This is a genomic window from Megasphaera stantonii (assembly GCF_003367905.1).
GTDB lineage: Bacteria > Bacillota > Negativicutes > Veillonellales > Megasphaeraceae > Megasphaera > Megasphaera stantonii.
Genome location: NZ_CP029462.1, coordinates 1,971,067 through 1,987,707, shown reverse-complemented (window position 1 = coordinate 1,987,707; position 16,641 = coordinate 1,971,067). Strand labels below are relative to the sequence as shown.

11 protein-coding genes and 4 tRNA genes are annotated in these 16,641 nt (G+C 51.6%); 3 read left to right on the top strand and 12 right to left on the bottom strand.

Features of this window, described 5'->3' with window-relative positions; genetic code table 11:
• Window positions 1-397 precede the first annotated feature (397 nt).
• From DKB62_RS09310 to speE, 4 genes are all read right to left on the bottom strand, one after another.
• Window positions 398-473 (bottom strand) — tRNA-Lys (locus DKB62_RS09310).
• A 5-nt stretch (window positions 474-478) separates the two neighbouring features.
• Window positions 479-553 (bottom strand) — tRNA-Gln (locus DKB62_RS09305).
• A 1-nt stretch (window position 554) separates the two neighbouring features.
• A tRNA-His gene (locus DKB62_RS09300) sits at window positions 555-630 on the bottom strand.
• Between the two features lie 123 nt (window positions 631-753).
• Entirely contained in the window at window positions 754-1,602 is an 849-nt protein-coding gene (speE, locus tag DKB62_RS09295) for a polyamine aminopropyltransferase (RefSeq protein ID WP_087476769.1), read from the bottom strand.
• A gap of 254 nt (window positions 1,603-1,856) precedes the next feature.
• On the opposite strand from speE, the gene DKB62_RS09290 reads away from it, so the two are divergent.
• Entirely contained in the window at window positions 1,857-6,161 is a 4,305-nt protein-coding gene (locus tag DKB62_RS09290) for a 2-hydroxyacyl-CoA dehydratase (RefSeq protein WP_107196773.1), read from the top strand.
• A gap of 119 nt (window positions 6,162-6,280) precedes the next feature.
• On the opposite strand, the gene DKB62_RS12615 is transcribed toward DKB62_RS09290, so the two are convergent.
• From DKB62_RS12615 to DKB62_RS09265, 6 genes are all read right to left on the bottom strand, one after another.
• On the bottom strand, window positions 6,281-6,436 hold the full coding sequence (locus DKB62_RS12615; RefSeq protein WP_162860304.1) for a hypothetical protein: 156 nt from the start codon (window positions 6,434-6,436) through the stop codon (window positions 6,281-6,283).
• A 120-nt stretch (window positions 6,437-6,556) separates the two neighbouring features.
• Window positions 6,557-10,033: a DNA polymerase III subunit alpha gene (locus tag DKB62_RS09285; protein ID WP_107196772.1), complete on the bottom strand. Its 3,477-nt coding sequence runs from the start codon at window positions 10,031-10,033 to the stop codon at window positions 6,557-6,559.
• 195 nt (window positions 10,034-10,228) lie between these two features.
• Window positions 10,229-10,723, bottom strand: coding sequence for a GNAT family N-acetyltransferase (locus tag DKB62_RS09280; RefSeq protein WP_087476766.1), 495 nt, complete (start codon window positions 10,721-10,723; stop codon window positions 10,229-10,231).
• Between the two features lie 25 nt (window positions 10,724-10,748).
• A complete protein-coding gene (locus DKB62_RS09275) occupies window positions 10,749-11,462 on the bottom strand; it encodes a hypothetical protein (protein WP_107196771.1) in 714 nt (237 codons plus the stop codon).
• A gap of 84 nt (window positions 11,463-11,546) precedes the next feature.
• Window positions 11,547-11,623: transfer RNA gene (locus tag DKB62_RS09270), tRNA-Pro, on the bottom strand.
• Window positions 11,624-12,263: 640 nt separating this feature from the next.
• Entirely contained in the window at window positions 12,264-12,512 is a 249-nt protein-coding gene (locus DKB62_RS09265; RefSeq protein ID WP_107196770.1) for a hypothetical protein, read from the bottom strand.
• 268 nt (window positions 12,513-12,780) lie between these two features.
• Here DKB62_RS09265 and DKB62_RS09260 point away from each other — a divergent pair.
• A protein-coding gene (locus tag DKB62_RS09260; RefSeq protein ID WP_115759898.1) for an IS3 family transposase occupies window positions 12,781-14,180 on the top strand; the annotation gives its coding sequence in 2 pieces (ribosomal slippage) (window positions 12,781-13,348 and window positions 13,348-14,180; 1,401 coding nt in all).
• 58 nt (window positions 14,181-14,238) lie between these two features.
• Window positions 14,239-15,480 (top strand): IS256 family transposase, encoded by a 1,242-nt coding sequence (locus DKB62_RS09255; RefSeq protein ID WP_107196844.1) that lies wholly within the window; start codon window positions 14,239-14,241, stop codon window positions 15,478-15,480.
• Between the two features lie 297 nt (window positions 15,481-15,777).
• Here DKB62_RS09255 and DKB62_RS09250 read toward each other — a convergent pair whose 3' ends face one another.
• Both DKB62_RS09250 and DKB62_RS09245 read right to left on the bottom strand, forming a co-directional pair.
• Window positions 15,778-16,053, bottom strand: coding sequence for a hypothetical protein (locus DKB62_RS09250; protein WP_107196591.1), 276 nt, complete (start codon window positions 16,051-16,053; stop codon window positions 15,778-15,780).
• A gap of 18 nt (window positions 16,054-16,071) precedes the next feature.
• Window positions 16,072-16,635, bottom strand: a complete 564-nt coding sequence (locus DKB62_RS09245) for a DNA-3-methyladenine glycosylase I (RefSeq protein ID WP_107196590.1) — start codon at window positions 16,633-16,635, stop codon at window positions 16,072-16,074.
• Between the last annotated feature and the right edge of the window lie 6 nt (window positions 16,636-16,641).

Below are 16,641 nucleotides of genomic sequence, written 5' to 3'. Positions count from 1 at the left end.
TCCTGCCTGCGTCTATACCTTGGCAGGCTCAGGCATGTTCAGAATAACGTTAAATTTCAAAAAAAATAAAATCCATGACATAAAATGCAAAAAAACATTTGACACAATTTAAAATTTAATTGAACATTTTTCTATGCGCTTCAAAACTTTTCAATTACAGGAAACCTATTTTTACCATATATAATTGTTTTTATTAAGTATAACATATATTTATTACATCGAAAATATTTTTTATTAATATTCCTATTCTTCATACATGCCATATGGGAATTACACAAAAAAAGAGCAAGGATATACCCCTGATAAAGATATATCCTTGCTCTTCTTTATAAATGAATTTGCAGTACGCGCAAACAAAAATAACAAAAAACCGCCTCTTGAGAGACGGTTTTCCAACTGGTGATTCACCCGAGATTCGAACTCGGGACACCCTGATTAAAAGTCAGGTGCTCTACCGACTGAGCTAGTGAATCATGGCTGGCAGGGGTAGCTGGATTCGAACCAGCGCATAGCGGAGTCAAAGTCCGGTGCCTTACCACTTGGCTATACCCCTATGGGGCGAGTAAAGGGATTCGAACCCTTGCGTAACGGAGCCACAATCCGCCGTGTTGACCGCTTCACCATACCCGCCATATTGTAATCTGCGCGACAGCGCCCTTAGCTGCGCTATAAGCGCCGTCAACGTAGATTATAATATCATTTCACAGATGCAATGTCAATAGCAAAATTATATTTTTTATGTACTTTTTTCGCTTAGCGATCTTTTTCCCCATACAGGACGTCTTTTACGAAGTTCGGCAGTACGAAAGCGCTGCGCTGGATGCCTTCGTTGTAGTATTTCGTCGGGAAGGTGCGCTTGCGGTTCGGTTCCCATGTCAGGGGATCGTACTTCTTCGAGCCCATAGTAAAGCAGTGCATGCCCGTCGGATACAGGGGAATGAAGGCCGTGTACAGGCGCGTAATGGGGAAGATATCGGACACGCAGTCCTTGATTTCCCGCACGAGCTTGCTGTGCATAAAGGGAGATTCCGTCTGCTGTACAAACAAGCCGTCTTCCTTCAATGCCTTAAAGGTGTCTTTATAGAATTCATACGTAAACAAGCCTTCGCCGGGGCCGACCGGATCGGAGCAGTCAACGATGATGACGTCGTAGAAATCCTTCGCTTCGCGCATGAAGGCAATGCCGTCGCCGACCTTGACGGTCAGCTTCGGATTGTTTTCCCGCATGGCTTTGGAAATCGCCGGGAAAAACTGCTTCGACAGCTCAATGACCTTGCCGTCGATGTCGACCATCGTGACGTGTTCTACTTCGGGATGGCGCACGGCTTCACGAGCTGCGCCGCCGTCGCCGCCGCCGATGATGAGGACGTTTTTCGGATTGGGATGCAAAAACAGCGGGATATGGGTAATGCATTCGTGATAAATAAACTCGTCCTTGTCAGACGTCTGGAACACGCCGTCCAGCACGAGCATACGGCCGAATTCCTTCGAATCGGCTACGATAATATCCTGAAAATCAGATTTGCCTTCATATAAAATTTCCGATACTTCTGCGCTCAGGTCCAAGTACGGAGACTGATGTTCTGTCACAAATTTTTTCATGAGTACCTCCTATATTGTCTCTTAACTATATGTTATTGTAACACAAAAGAGTAAACAAAAGGAAGTAATTGTATACGTATCGCTCATAGGTGGAGGTAAAATTTTCATATGAATTCTCATTCCGGCACCTTACAGTTTTGACTCCATATGGTACAATATAGAGTAGACTTATATGCGCCGTATTCCTTTAAACGCGGCGCCTGCATCTATAGATTATCAGAAAGATCGGCTTTGCAGCCGATAAGGTGACTCACATGAAAAACATATTACATATAGGCATTGACATTGGTTCGACGACAGTAAAGATCGCCGTCCTCAACGACGCCAAGCAATGCCTGCACGCGTGCTATGTCCGCCACTACACGGACATTCGCCAAAAGGTGTGGGATTTGCTGCAAAATGCCTATGAGATTTTCGGTGACCAACAAATCACCATTGCCATTACAGGCTCCGGCGGCATCGCCCTGGCAGACTACCTGGGCATCGCCTTCGTTCAGGAAGTCATCGCCGGCACGAAGGCCGTCCGCACCTATTACCCCCAGTCGGACGTCATTATCGAGCTGGGCGGCGAAGACGCGAAGATTACCTATCTGACCGGCGGCAACGAACACCGCATGAACGGCAACTGCGCCGGCGGCACGGGCGCGTTCATCGACCAGATGGCCACGCTGCTCCACACCGACGCCAGCGGCTTAAACGCTCTGGCCGAAAAATCGGATACCCTGTATCCCATCGCCGCCCGCTGCGGCGTATTCGCCAAAACGGATATCCAGGCCCTCCTCAACGAAGGGGCCAGCAAGGAAAACGTCGCCGCGTCGGTCTTCCAGTCCATCGTCTTCCAGACGATTACAGGCCTGGCCTGCGGCCGTCCCATCAAGGGCACGGTCTGCTTCCTCGGCGGCCCGCTGACCTATTTGCCGCAGCTGCGCCGTCAGTTCGCCAAGACCCTTCATTTAGACGACGACCACGTCGTCGCGCCGGAAAACGCCCAGGTATACGTAGCCATCGGCGCGGCTCTGGGCAGCTTCGACGAAACGCCTGTATCCTTCATGAACCTCATGGGACAGCTGAAAAACGTCGACGAATCGTCTCTGGCAAAATCGGACCGCATCGATCCCCTCTTCGACAGCGAAGAAGAGCTGCGCGAATTTCAGCAGCGCCACTCGCAGCATACCGTCCCCTACGGCGACCTGGCCGCCTACAGCGGGCCGTGCTACCTGGGCCTCGACGCCGGCTCGACGACGATCAAGGCCGTCCTGCTGAGCGAAGACCTGAAAATCCTCTATACGCACTATCAGAATAACGAAGGCAGCCCGCTCATGGCCGCCAAAAAGATCATCGAAGAAGTGTACAGCCGCCTGCCCGACGGCGCGTTTATCGCCAAGACCGGCATTACGGGCTACGGCGAAGCCCTGCTGAAAGAAGCGCTGCACCTCGATATCGGCGAAGTCGAAACCATCGCCCACTATCAGGCGGCAGCCCATTTCTGCCCTGACGTCGATTTCATCCTCGACATCGGCGGGCAGGACATGAAATGCAGCCGCTTAAAGGACGGCCACATCGAGGACATCCTCCTCAACGAAGCCTGCTCGTCAGGCTGCGGCTCATTCCTCGACACCTTCGCCAAGTCGCTGAACCTGTCTATCGAAGAGTTTTCCAAGGCAGCCCTGATGGCCAAAAGCCCTATCGACCTGGGCTCGCGCTGCACCGTTTTCATGAATTCCAAGGTCAAGCAGGCCCAGAAGGAAGGAGCGACCCTCGCGGATATTTCCGCCGGCCTGTCCTACTCGGTCATCAAGAACGCCTTATATAAAGTAATAAAAGTAAAAGACCCGGAAAAGCTGGGCAAATACATCGTCGTCCAGGGCGGCACCTTCTACAACGACGCCGTGCTGCGGGCTTTTGAAAAGCTCCTGGGCCGCCAGGTCATCCGGCCGGCCATCGCCGGCCTCATGGGAGCCTTCGGCATGGGGCTTATCTGCCGCTCGTCCTACCATAGCGACCACGCCAAGACGACGCTGCTCAGCCGGCAGGATCTGGCCGGCCTATCCGTCGCCACGTCGATCCGCCACTGCGGCCTGTGCACGAATAACTGCCTGCTGACGGTCAACACCTTCAACGACGGCCGTTCCTTCATTACGGGCAACCGCTGCGAACGGGGCGCCGCCGGCTCGACGACAGCCCGCAAGAAAGCGCTGCCCAACATGTACAAGGTCAAGTACAATTTGCTGTTCAACCAGTACAAACCGCTGGAGCAGGGCCCCCGCGGCACCGTCGGCATTCCCCGCGTGCTGAACATGTACGAAGACTATCCCTTCTGGTTTACTTTCTTCACCAAGCTGGGCTACACCGTCGTCTTGTCCGACCCATCCTCCAAGGAACTGTTTGAAAAGGCCATGGACACGGTCCCCTCCGATTCGGCCTGCTATCCGGCCAAGCTCGTCCACGGCCACATCGAAAACCTGCTGGAAAAGGGCGTAGACCGCATTTTCTATCCCTGCATCCAAAACGGCCCCCAGGAAGGCAGCCGGGACAACAGCTTCAACTGCCCCATGGTCATGAGCTATCCCGAAGTCATCCGCCACAATATGGTGGAACGCCTGTCCGACACGAACACCCTCTATCTGTGCCCCTTCCTGCCGCTTCACGATAAAAAACGCATCGTACCGCGCCTGCAGGAAGAGCTGCGCGTATGGAATATCGGCAAGAAGGAAATCAAGGAAGCCGCCCTAGCCGCCTGGGATGAGGAAGAAGCGTATAAACAGAAATACCGCGACCTGACCAAGGCCACGCTGGAACGGCTGGCAAAAGACGGCGACAGGGCCATCGTCCTCTGCGGCCGTCCCTATCACATCGACCCGGAAATCAATCACGGCATCCCTGAGCTCATCAACAGCCTGGGCCTGGCCGTCCTGACGGAAGACGGCGTCGCTCCCCTGGGACACCTGCCGGAGGAACTGCGCGTCGTCGACCAGTGGTCCTACCATTCCCGCCTGTATCGGGCAGCGCAGTACATCGTCACGCAGCCCAATCTGGAATTGGTCGAACTCAACTCCTTCGGCTGCGGCCTCGACGCCATCGTCGCCGACCAGGTACAGGAAATCCTGGCTCAGGGCCATAAAATCCATACATTGCTGAAAATCGACGAAGGGTCCAACCTCGGCGCCATCCGCATCCGCCTGCGCTCCCTCTTGTTCGTCATGAATCACCGGAAACCGAGCACGGAAGCGACGGAACCCTATTTGTACCACAAGGCCTTGTTCACGGAGGCCGACAAGAAGACGAACGTCATTTTGGCTCCGTCTATGACGCCGATTCACTTCCCCATGTTCGAAGCGGCCTTCGCCCACGAAGGCTACCACATCGAGCTCCTGCCCCATCAGGGCCAGGAAGCCATCGACACGGGCCTGGCCTATATCCACAACGACGCCTGCTATCCGGCCATCATGTCCCTGGGGCAAATCATTACGGCCCTGAAATCGGGAAAATACGATCTGAAGCACACGTCGGTCATCATTTCCCAGACGGGCGGCTGCTGCCGGGCGACGAACTACATCGGCATGATCCGCAAAGCCCTGGCCGACGCCAACATGAGCGACGTAGCCATCATTTCCCTGAATACCAAGGGACTGAATCCTCAGCCGGGCTTCAAGCCTCATATCGGCTTCTGGCACCGCCTGGTCATGGCCATGGTATACGGCGACGCGCTGCAGCAGGTATTATACCGCACGCGGCCCTATGAAAAGGTAAAGGGCACGGCCGAAAGCCTGTTCAAAAAATGGCAGGAAAAATGCAAAGTCGACCTGATAAAAGCCGACGTCAAGACCTTCAAGAAAAACATCCGATCCATGATCGACGAATTCGACAACATCGACATGAGCGAAGAGATGAAGCCGCGCATCGGCCTGGTCGGCGAAATCTACGTCAAGTTCCATCCCATCGCCAACAACCACATCGTGCGCATGATCGAAGAAGAAGGCGGGGAAATCATCGTCTCCGGCCTGACGGATTTCTTCCTGTACGGCCTCCTCGACACCCAGTTCCGCCAGAAATACCTGTCGGGAAGCTGGATGTCGGCCCTGGCCAGCAAATCCATGGTGAAGCTCCTCGAATGGTACCGCAAGCCCTATTGCGAAGCCGTCGCCAAGAGCCGCCATTTCGACCCGGTCACGTCGATTTACGACATTGCCGACGAGGCGAAGGAATACTTATCCCTCGGCCACGTCGCCGGCGAAGGCTGGTTCCTGACCGGCGATATGATCGACCTCATCAAGCGGGGCGCGAAGAACATCGTCTGCCTCCAGCCCTGGGCCTGCCTGCCGAACCACGTAACGGGCAAGGGCATGATCAAAGCCCTGAAAGCGGCCTTCCCCGACACGAATATCGTCGCCATCGACTACGACCCCAGCGCCAGCTCGGTCAATCAGACAAACCGCCTGAAACTCATGCTGACGACGACCTTCGAAGGCATCCGCGAAACGGTCAGCACGACGGCCAAACCGGTAATCCCCTTCTTAAACGGCGTCCGCATTAACAGCACGCTGAACGCAGAAAAATGATATCTGAATTTCATGCCGGCAGGAATGATACGCCTGCCGGCATATGTTATCTCTTGCGCAAAAAAAAGCCCGTATGACAGATACTATACTCTGTCATACGGGCTTTGCCCTTCTCTATTTTATTTTTGCTGCATATCCTGCTTCCATTGTTTCAGCTTATCCTGGTCCTCTTTCGGGAGAGAGACGCCGCAGCAACCGCCGGTCGAACATCCGGCAAAGCCTTGGTACACGTCGGAAATCACGTTTTTTACTTGTTTCAACCGTTCTATTGTCATGGGAGACCCTCCTTTTATGTTTATAAGCTAAGGCTATGGTTACAGTATATCATATTTTTTCTTAATTTAAAATAATTATCTGTAAATATTTTATATTATTTATATCAATTCTGCATAGCCTCACTTCAGCACGACGGAGCCCGGCTCCAGCATGGCTTCCAGCTCCTGCCGCAGGGAATCCTCCGTTTCTACCCAATACCGCGGGTCGGTCAAAATCGTGCGGCGGCTGCCCATGAGGTGAAAGTATACCTTGACTTCGCCGTGATGCTTTTCCAATACGCCGCCCAGGCGCGTGCTCAAGTCGCTTCGTTCCAGATGGGCCGGTATCTTGATAAACAGCTTCGTCCCCTTTCCCGGCTGCCAGAGTGCGCCGGCCCGGCGGGCGGCTGCGGCCATGCTCACGGCGTGCCCCTCTGCCGGCTGGTCTCCTAAGGGTGCTAACATTTCGGCAATGAGTTGGATATCGTCGTCGTTAATATCGGCCCGGCCTTGAACGGAAACAGCCATATCGACGACGCAAAAATTCATATACTGGCTGAAAGCCTTGGGAAAGACGACGACGGGGATAGAGCCGGTGTAATCTTCAATCGTCAGGATAACCATCTGCTCGTTCCGCTTCGTCGTCACCTGCCGCCGTCCCGTCACCAGGCCGCCGATGCACAGCATTTTTCCGTCATACTGCCGGTTATCCTCGCCGAAGAGGACCGAAAGAGGCGTCATGGACTTCAGCACGTCTTCGTATTTTTCCAGGGGATGCCCGCTGAAATAGAAGCCGTCGTATTCCTTTTCCATAGCCAGCAGCATGTCCATGGGATATTCGGGAGCATTGGGATAGGCCAATTCCATCGCCGCAGTGTCGTTTCCGTCGTCGAACAAGCCCATCTGCCCCGATGCATCGTCCTTTTGCTTCTGCGCCCCGACGCTCATGGCCTCTTCCAGTACGGCGATGAGCTGCGACCGCGGCCGGCCGAAGGAATCCATAGATCCGCCTTTGATAAGGCTTTCCAGCATCTTGCGGTTTAGAATATGGTAATCGACGCGGCTGCAGAAATCGCTGAGCGACGTAAAGGGCCCGTCTTTTTCCCGGCTCGTGACGATAGCCTCGATGACGACGTCGCTGATGCTTTTGACTGCCGAAAGGCCGAAGCGTATGGCGCCGTTTTCGACGGAAAACATGGATACACTGGCGTTGACGTCCGGTGCCAGCACCTCGACGCCGTGACGGCGGCATTCCGAAATGTAATAGCTGATCTTGCGGATATCGTTGATAAAGCTGGTCATCGTCGCCGCCATGAATTCCGCCCGGTAGTGCGTCTTCAAATACGCCGTCTGCCAGGCGATGTAGGCGTAGGCCGCCGAGTGGGATTTATTGAAGCCGTAGCCGGCGAAGTATACCATGAGATCAAAGACCTTGTTGGCAATGTCGTCGGAAATGCCATTTTTCTGCGTCCCGGCCAAAAAGCTCTCCCGTTGGGCTTTCAGGATCGATTCCTTCTTCTTGCCCATGGCCCGACGCAGCAAATCTGCCTGTCCCAACGAGAAGCCGCCCATGACGGAAGCGATCTGCATGACCTGTTCCTGATACAGGATAACGCCGTACGTGTCCTTCAAAATCGGCTCCAGCAAGGGATGAAGATAGGTGATTTCCTTTTCGCCGTGACTGCCCTTAATGAAATCCTCTACCATGCCGCTGCCCAAGGGGCCCGGACGGTACAGGGCGACGAGGGGAATCATGTCTTCGAAATGCTTCGGCGCCAGTTCCTTGACCAGCGTCGTAATGCCCGACGATTCCATCTGGAACACGCCGGCCGTATCGCCCTCCGTCAGGAGTTTGCACGTCTCCTGATCGTCCAGGGGAATGGCGTCGATATCGATGTCGACGCCGTGCTGCTGCCGGATGAGCTTGACGGCGTCGCCAATGACGGTCAGCGTCCGCAGGCCCAGGAAGTCCATCTTAAGCAGGCCCAGCTCTTCGACCAGATCCTTGTCGTACTGGGTCGTCAAATATCCTTCCTTTGAATACTGCATAGGCACGTAATCGTCTACGGGCGCGGCGGAAATCACGACGCCCGCCGCATGGGTCGACGAGTGGCGTACCATTCCTTCGAGGGCGCGGCTCACTTCGACCATATGATGAATCGTACTGTTCGTCTCGTATTCCTGGCGGAATTCCTTGCTGATCTGCAGGGCCCTGTCGATGGTCAGGCCCAATTCCGTCGGCACGAGCTTCATAAAGCGGTTGACTTCGCCGAGGGGAATCGCCAGGGCCCGGCTGACGTCGCGCATGACTGCCCGGGCGGCCAAGGTTCCGAAGGTGATGATCAGCGCCACGTGCTCCTTGCCGTACTTGCGCGTTACGTAGTCGATGATGCGGCCGCGGTTTTCATAGCAGAAATCCATGTCGATATCGGGCATCGTCACTCGTTCCGGGTTGAGGAACCGTTCAAAGAGGAGGTCGTATTTCAGCGGGTCCAGCCCCGTAATCCCTAACAGATACGCTACGACGGAGCCCGCCGCCGAGCCGCGGCCCGGGCCGACGGGTATATCGTGGTCGCGGGCAAACTTGACATAGTCCCATACGATGAGGAAGTACGACGGAAAGCCCATCTTGTTGATGACGTCCAGCTCGTAATTCATGCGATCCCGCACTTCCGGCGTCACCGGGTCGTACCGCGTCGGCAAGGCATCTTCGCAGAGCTTGCGCAGGTACGACTCGTCCGTCTCCCCTTCGGGAACAGGGAATTTCGGCAAATGGCGTTCGTCAAAGGATATCTCCACATTGCACTTATCGGCGATTTCCAGCGTCGTATCCAGCGCTTCCGGCATATCGGGAAACAGCTCGGCCATTTCGTCGCCGCTCTTCATGTAAAACTCGTCGTTGGCAAAGCGGAAATGGTCCGGGTCTTCGAGGGTACTGCCTGTCGAAATGCATAATTTGACTTCCTGCGCCCCGGCATCTGACTTTTCAATGTAATGGAAATCGTTCGTCGCCACGACCTTCAATCCATATTCCTTCGACCAGCGCTTAAATACCTCGCGGACGATCTTTTCCTCCGCCAACCCGTGATTCTGCACTTCCAGATAGAAATCGTCCTTGCCGAAAATGCGCACCAGCCGCTCCAGCGTCTGCCGGGCCCCTTCTTCGTCGCGGTTGAGGATATTCTGCTGGATATGGCCCTCGATGCAGGCGCTCATGGCGATAAGCCCCTCATGGTACTGCTCCAGCAGGTCGTAGTCGACGCGGGGCTTGTGGTAATTGTTTTCCCCGTCGACAAAGCCCTTCGACACGATTTTGACCAGATTATGATAGCCCTTCAAATCCTTCGCCAGCAGGATCAGATGGCATAACCGTTCCTTCGTCTTCTTCTCGAAGCGGCTGCCCTTGGTCATATAGACCTCGCAGCCTAAAATCGGCTTGACGCCCTGCTTTACCGCTTCTTTATACAAATAGATGACGCCGTACATATTGCCGTGATCCGTAATCGCCACGGCGGGCATATTCAATTCTTTTGCCTTCTGAACCATGTCGGGAATGCGGCACAGCCCGTCGAACAAGCTGTACTGCGTATGGACATGCAAATGGACAAATGGCCTCATGACAACGCTCCTTATCGATAAGTTACATACTGCAATGCTGCGTATCTTTTATTATAGCATACCTGCCCCAGCAGCATAAGCCGGACGGAACACAAGCGCAAAAAAACTCCTGCCGCATGAGCAGCAGAAATAGGATCTGCGCTATGCGACAGGAGATAGGGTGAAATATCGCTAAGGTTTCATAGGACGTCCCGCTCACCGGGGCAAGGGCAATACCATATCGTACCACACGGCGCCGCCGTGCGTAGACTGGGATTTCCCATGGCATTCATAGCCGAACTGCTCGTAAAACGGGATAAGCCGTTCCTTGCAGGTCAGGATAATCTGCTTTTTACGGCGCGACTCCGCCTTTTCGATATAGGCCTTCATCAGCGCCGCGGCAAAGCCCTGATGCTGCTCCTGGGGAATCACGTCCAGACCGAACACCATGACGTTCGGCGCGTCGTCGTCGTGCAGCGCCGTCGATTCATACAAATCGTCGGTCAGCTCGTCCTTATTCGTCACGCAGCCGTTGATAAATCCAATAGGCCTTCCATCCTTTTCCGCAATGAGAAAGGAATAGGTAAAGGCTGCCAACCGCTGGCGGAAGCTCTCTTCCGTCGCAGCTTCTGCCGCAGGAAAGCATGCCGCTTCAATGGCCGTCACGGCCTTTAAATCTGTCGGCGCCGCAGGCCGAATTACTATATCCATACAATCCCCTTTCTATCCCCTGTATTTATTCCATCGGTTTGACGTAGATAGACGGTTTGCCGTCGGCAGGGTAGCCCATGGCATCGCCCAGCTCGTCGCCCGTCACCTTCAGGTCCGTATTGCGGCTCACAGTCACGCGGAACAGCTGCCCTTCCTTATAGTTCAGCTCTTTCCCTTTCAAAAATGCCGAAATCCACCACGGAGCAAACCACGTCGAGCTTTTCTTTCCCCGGCCCTTGATATAGCCGTTCAAGGGAACCGTCACGCCGTTCAGCGTTTTAATCGCCGCAATGGACAGCTCCAGCTTGCCGCCCATACCGAAGCCGCGGTTTCCCCTGCCCTTCAGCACCTTGCCGACACAGGTCGTACCGGCCGGAATGACGACGACGTCATTGACGACTACGTCTTCCAGGTTCTTCAGCTTAAAGGCCTTGCCCTCCTTGCTGGTCTTCGAGCTGATCGGCTCTTGCAGCGCCAGCATGAGCGGCGTACCCTTAGGAATATACACGTGGCCCAGTTCGACGCCATGATGGGTTTTCGGCCGTTTCGGGTCGTTATACTCATCTAATATAGCCTTCGTCCGTTCTTGAATATTCGGTTTTACTGCGGGCTCTTCGACAGGAAATTCCGCTCCTACGACGGGAGTCTTCACATCATGAAATTCCTCGCTGGCCTGAACTGCTCCGCCAGCCAGGCAACAACAGCAGCATACGGCAGCTAATACGCGTTTTACCTGCATGACCGTTTCCCCTTTCGCCAAACGATGCGTATTGCAAAAACAAGAAAAGCCTTCGTCCAACGCTCTGAACAAAGGCTTTTATGCTGGTCGGAACGGCGAGATTTGAACTCGCGACCTCTTCCACCCCAAGGAAGCGCGCTACCAAGCTGCGCCACGTCCCGTTAACAGACATTATTGTACCCGATTCCATAGGACTTGTCAAGTAATTGAATACATAAGATAGTGTAAAGTTGTTGTGGGAATTTTTTTGACAGGCCATTTTTGATGGTTCTCTTAACCTGTTAATATTACTACTATAGTTACGTTATAGACAGCATACAGCAACGTGCTGAACTAGCATTCCCGTTACGTTATATATTCTTCAACTTTTGTACACTAAAGTTTTCCCACAATTATTTTACGCTGTCATACATAAACATTTCCGCATGTATCAGCAGTCTTCGTTTTTTTTCTTGACGGCTCTTTCAATACTCAGTATAATGAAGGTGAAATAAAAAACGAGGCATTACACCGACAAACGGTTATAGCCCCTACATTAAGCAAGATTTAACCGCCTAAAGTTTGGACGCTATGGGCGGTTATTTCTTTTGTAAAAGTACCACTAAGAGAATCAAAAGTAATAGTGTTACGTTTGTCTCGTTCATGGGCATCACCCCCATTCATTCGAAATGGATAGGGGCGATATAACCGCCTGCCGTTGCGTGTGCAATGCCTACGGCAACATCATATACGAACATATGATGTCATGTCAATATAGTTTACTATCTAACGCAAAGATATACGCTGCAAGAAGCTCAGGTCTTAATCCTCCCAGCGGTCGTCGTCCCAATCGTCGTCATCGTCATCTTCCCAACGATCGTCATCCCAGTAGTCATCGTCGTCTTCCCAGCGGTCGTCGTCCCAGTCATCGTCGTCAAAGGACTCTAACGCCGGCATACCGCTCCCCCAAGCGGGCGATGGCCCCATCCCCAAAGGAGACGTCATGGCAAAGGAAAGATTGCCCATCAGAAAGCATACGGCGCACATCATTATAACTAACCAGCCCTTCATATTTCTTCACCTCTCTGTCGAAAAAAAAATAACAAATTGCGTTATACCGGCATGGTACAGCACATCTTGAATATCCCTTTCATCTCCTGTATATTACACATTGTACCATAAGAAAATACCAAAAAAGAAGAATTATGCAATTTTCAAATGTAAAATTACAGTAAAATAACATAACCTATTTCTTATTAAAAAGCCTCGGAGTCTTCATGAAGTGAACTGACCCCCAAATGTTAGACCAAAAATCTAACGATTGGAGGTCAGTTTTTTTATGGCGAAACACAGTTACGAATTTAAGAAGCAACTGGTATTAGAATACCTGGACAATCAGGGAAGCTATGCTTCCATTTCACAAAAACATGGCATGCCGGACAGTTACCAGTTAAGAAAATGGGTTGCTGCTTACAAAAAATTGGGGGATACCGGTTTAAAACGATCTCGATCCCGGAAAGAATACTCTTTCGAAGAAAAGCTTTCTGTGGTAGAGTCTTACTTAACAAGCGAACTCTCGTATCAGGAACTGGCTCTTCAAATGGGAATCAACAATCCGTCGCTACTTGTCAGATGGGTAAATGACTTTAAAATAGCTGGGCCGGATGCGTTAAGACCGCATAGGAAAGGCAGGAAGAAGACATTGAGTACATCGCAATCAAGAGAAACAGAAGCACAAGTTCAGCATACGGAGGTTGACACCCGCGCAGAGCACGTCAAGGAATTAGAGGATGAACTTCTCAAGCTCCGTATAGAGAATGCAGTTTTAAAAGAACTGAGGAGACTGCGGTTAGAGGACGAAGCAAAACGGAGAGGGTTGCGAACGTCATCTTCAGTCTCCGAGGACAATTCAAACTAAAAGATCTCCTCTCCTACACCGGCATGGCAAAGTCAACCTACATGTACTGGCAGAAACGCGTTGGCCGCGAAAATCCGGACAAAGAATTAGAAGATACCATACAGGAACTTTGCAAACAGCATACCACCTATGGCTATCGGCGAATCACGGGTGAGCTTACCAATCAGGGATGGTGCGTGAATAAGAAGAAGGTGCAGCGCATCATGCAAAAGCTAAGCCTTCAGGTCACTTGTTTTACGCGAAAGAGTCGCAGATACAGCTCTTACAAAGGTAAGGTGGGAACCATCGCTCCCAATAGAATACGCCGTCGCTTCCACACGACGGTTCCCCATCAGAAAATCACAACAGATACGACAGAATTTAAATACTATGAAGTGGATGCCCAAGGGCATCTGACGCAGCATAAGCTGTATCTGGATCCCTTTATGGATATGTTCAATGGAGAAATCATCAGCTATAGAATAGGGAACCGTCCTTCGGCCGAAAATATATTAGAAGCACAGGCGGAAGCGATCCGCATCACGGCGGATTGCCCCTATCGCCGAACCTTCCATTCCGACCAGGGTTGGGCATACCAAATGAAGGCGTACGTCCGTAAGCTCAAGCAAGAGCGGATTTTTCAAAGCATGTCCCGGAAAGGCAACTGTCTGGATAATGCCGTGATGGAGAACTTCTTCGGCCTACTGAAACAGGAAATGTACTATGGTGTCGTGTACTATAGTTACGAAGAATTGAAATCAGCCATCGAACAGTATATCAAATACTATAACGAACAAAGAATCAAAGAAAAACTAGGCGACTATGTGAAGCTTTTTCTGTAAATAACTGCCAGGTATAGGTCTTCTATGATACAATCTAAATCATAGGAGGCTTAGTATCATGGCAAGAGAAAAGAAACCGGTACATAAGGTCATTATGACCGAAGGAAAACGCAGCATTATTCAACAACTGTTTCAAGAATATGACATTCAATCCGCAGAAGATATTCAGGAAGCACTGAAAGACCTGCTGGGCGGTACCATCAAAGAAATGATGGAAACCGAGATGGACGAACACCTTGGCTATCAGAAATCCCAGCGGTCTGACAGCGAGGATTACCGCAATGGGTATAAGAGAAAGCGGGTCAACAGCCGGTATGGTACCGTAGATATCCAGGTACCGCAGGACCGCAACTCCACGTTCGAACCGCAGGTGGTCCGTAAACGGCAAAAAGATATCTCTTCTATCGACCAGAAAATTATCTCCATGTATGCCAAGGGAATGACGACCCGGCAAATTTCAGAAACGTTAGAGGATATCTATGGATTTGAGGCTTCCGAAGGCTTCATTTCCGATGTAACCGATAAAATCCTGCCTCAAATTGAAGACTGGCAGAAACGCCCGCTGTCGGAAGTGTATCCTGTCCTCTATATTGATGCCATTCATTATTCTGTCCGGGATAACGGAGTGATCCGGAAGCTGGCAGCCTACGTCATTCTGGGAATCAACATAGACGGACAAAAAGAAGTTCTGACGATTCAGGTCGGAGACAATGAGAGCGCAAAATATTGGCTTTCCGTGCTGAATGAATTGAAAAATCGCGGGGTAAAAGATATCCTGATTCTCTGTGCCGATGGCCTGAGCGGGATCAAAGAAGCCATCGCCGCAGCCTATCCTAACACGGAATACCAGCGCTGCATCGTACATCAGGTACGAAACACGCTGAAATATGTAGCAGACAAGGATCGTAAGCCTTTTGCCAATGATTTAAAGACTATTTATCAGGCTCCGTCTGAAGAACAGGCTTTGGAATCTCTGGAAAGGGTAACCAAAACATGGTCTGTAAAATATCCGAATTCCATGAAAAGTTGGAAGCAAAACTGGGATGCCATCTGCCCAATTTTCAAGTTTTCCATGAACGTAAGAAAAGTGATTTACACGACCAATGCCATCGAATCCCTGAATTCCACCTACCGGAAGCTGAACCGTCAGAGAAGCGTATTTCCAAGCGATACAGCGCTTTTAAAAGCCCTGTATCTGGCGACGTTTGAAGCCACCAAAAAATGGACCATGCCAATCCGAAACTGGGGACAGGTGTATGGGGAACTGAGCATAATGTACGAAGGCCGACTCCCAGAGTAACGCATAGCTGGCAAAAGCAGGCGAAAATCCTGTCTGTACTTGACATGTTCAGCATGTGTTGTTATATATAAACCATGAGCTGAAAGTTCTCAAATTCGCTTTCAGCTTACCGAGTATCATAGAAGATCTATGTTTACAGAGATTTTTTCACAGGCTCAACTAGGCTGGAAGAGTCCTGTCCAATACAGGCTTTCCTTGTCCGCAGCATAAAAAAGTAACGAGATAGCAAAAACTACCTCGTTACTAAAGTCTAACTTTTTGGGGTCACATCAAAGCTCCGAGGCTTTTGTATATTATTTACCATTCATCACTATCGCCGTCATCGTATTCATCGACAGAATAGCCATCGTCATGAGCCGCATCCAATTCGTCACGCCGCTCTCCCTGCCCATCGGCATAGCCGATTTTAAAATCTTCTGAGCCGTAATCCGGCCACTCGTCCCACAAGCCCATGCAGGCATCTTCATAGCCCTTCGCATACCCTGCATCGTATTCCTCATAGGTCGCATGTGACACCGCACTGCCGCAAATCCAGACGCATAAACATACTACCATCAGTATCAATAGCTTCATATGCTGCACCTTCTTTATTTAATACACCCCATCGCCGCAAGGACAAGACGCAATATGGTCGTTCAGCACGCCGGCGGCCTGCAAAAAGGAATACATAATCACCGGCCCGACGAAGGACGCGCCCCGCTTCTTTAAATCCTTGCTGATGCGCTCCGACAATTCCGACTGAGCCGGCATGTCTCCCTGATCGTTCCAAGCGTTGCGAATCTGCTTCCCTTCCGTAAAATGCCAGACATAAGCATCGAAGGAATCGAACTCCTGCTGAATCTCCTGTACGACGCGGGCATTCTTCCGCACCGAAGCAATTTTCAGGCGATTGCGAATCACATCGCCATGAAGACGAATCTCCTCCAGCTCGCCGTCAGTCAGCGCCGCGCAGGCCGGTATAGAAAAATTCCGAAACGCCTTACGATACCCCTCGCGCCGCTTCAAAATCGTCAGCCACGACAATCCAGCCTGCGCCCCTTCGAGGCACAGCAGCTCAAACAACATCGTATCGTCATGACAAGGCACGCCCCATTCCGTATCGTGATACTCCCGCAGCAACGGGTCGCCTAAGGCCCATGGGCAAATTGAATTCATGAGAAA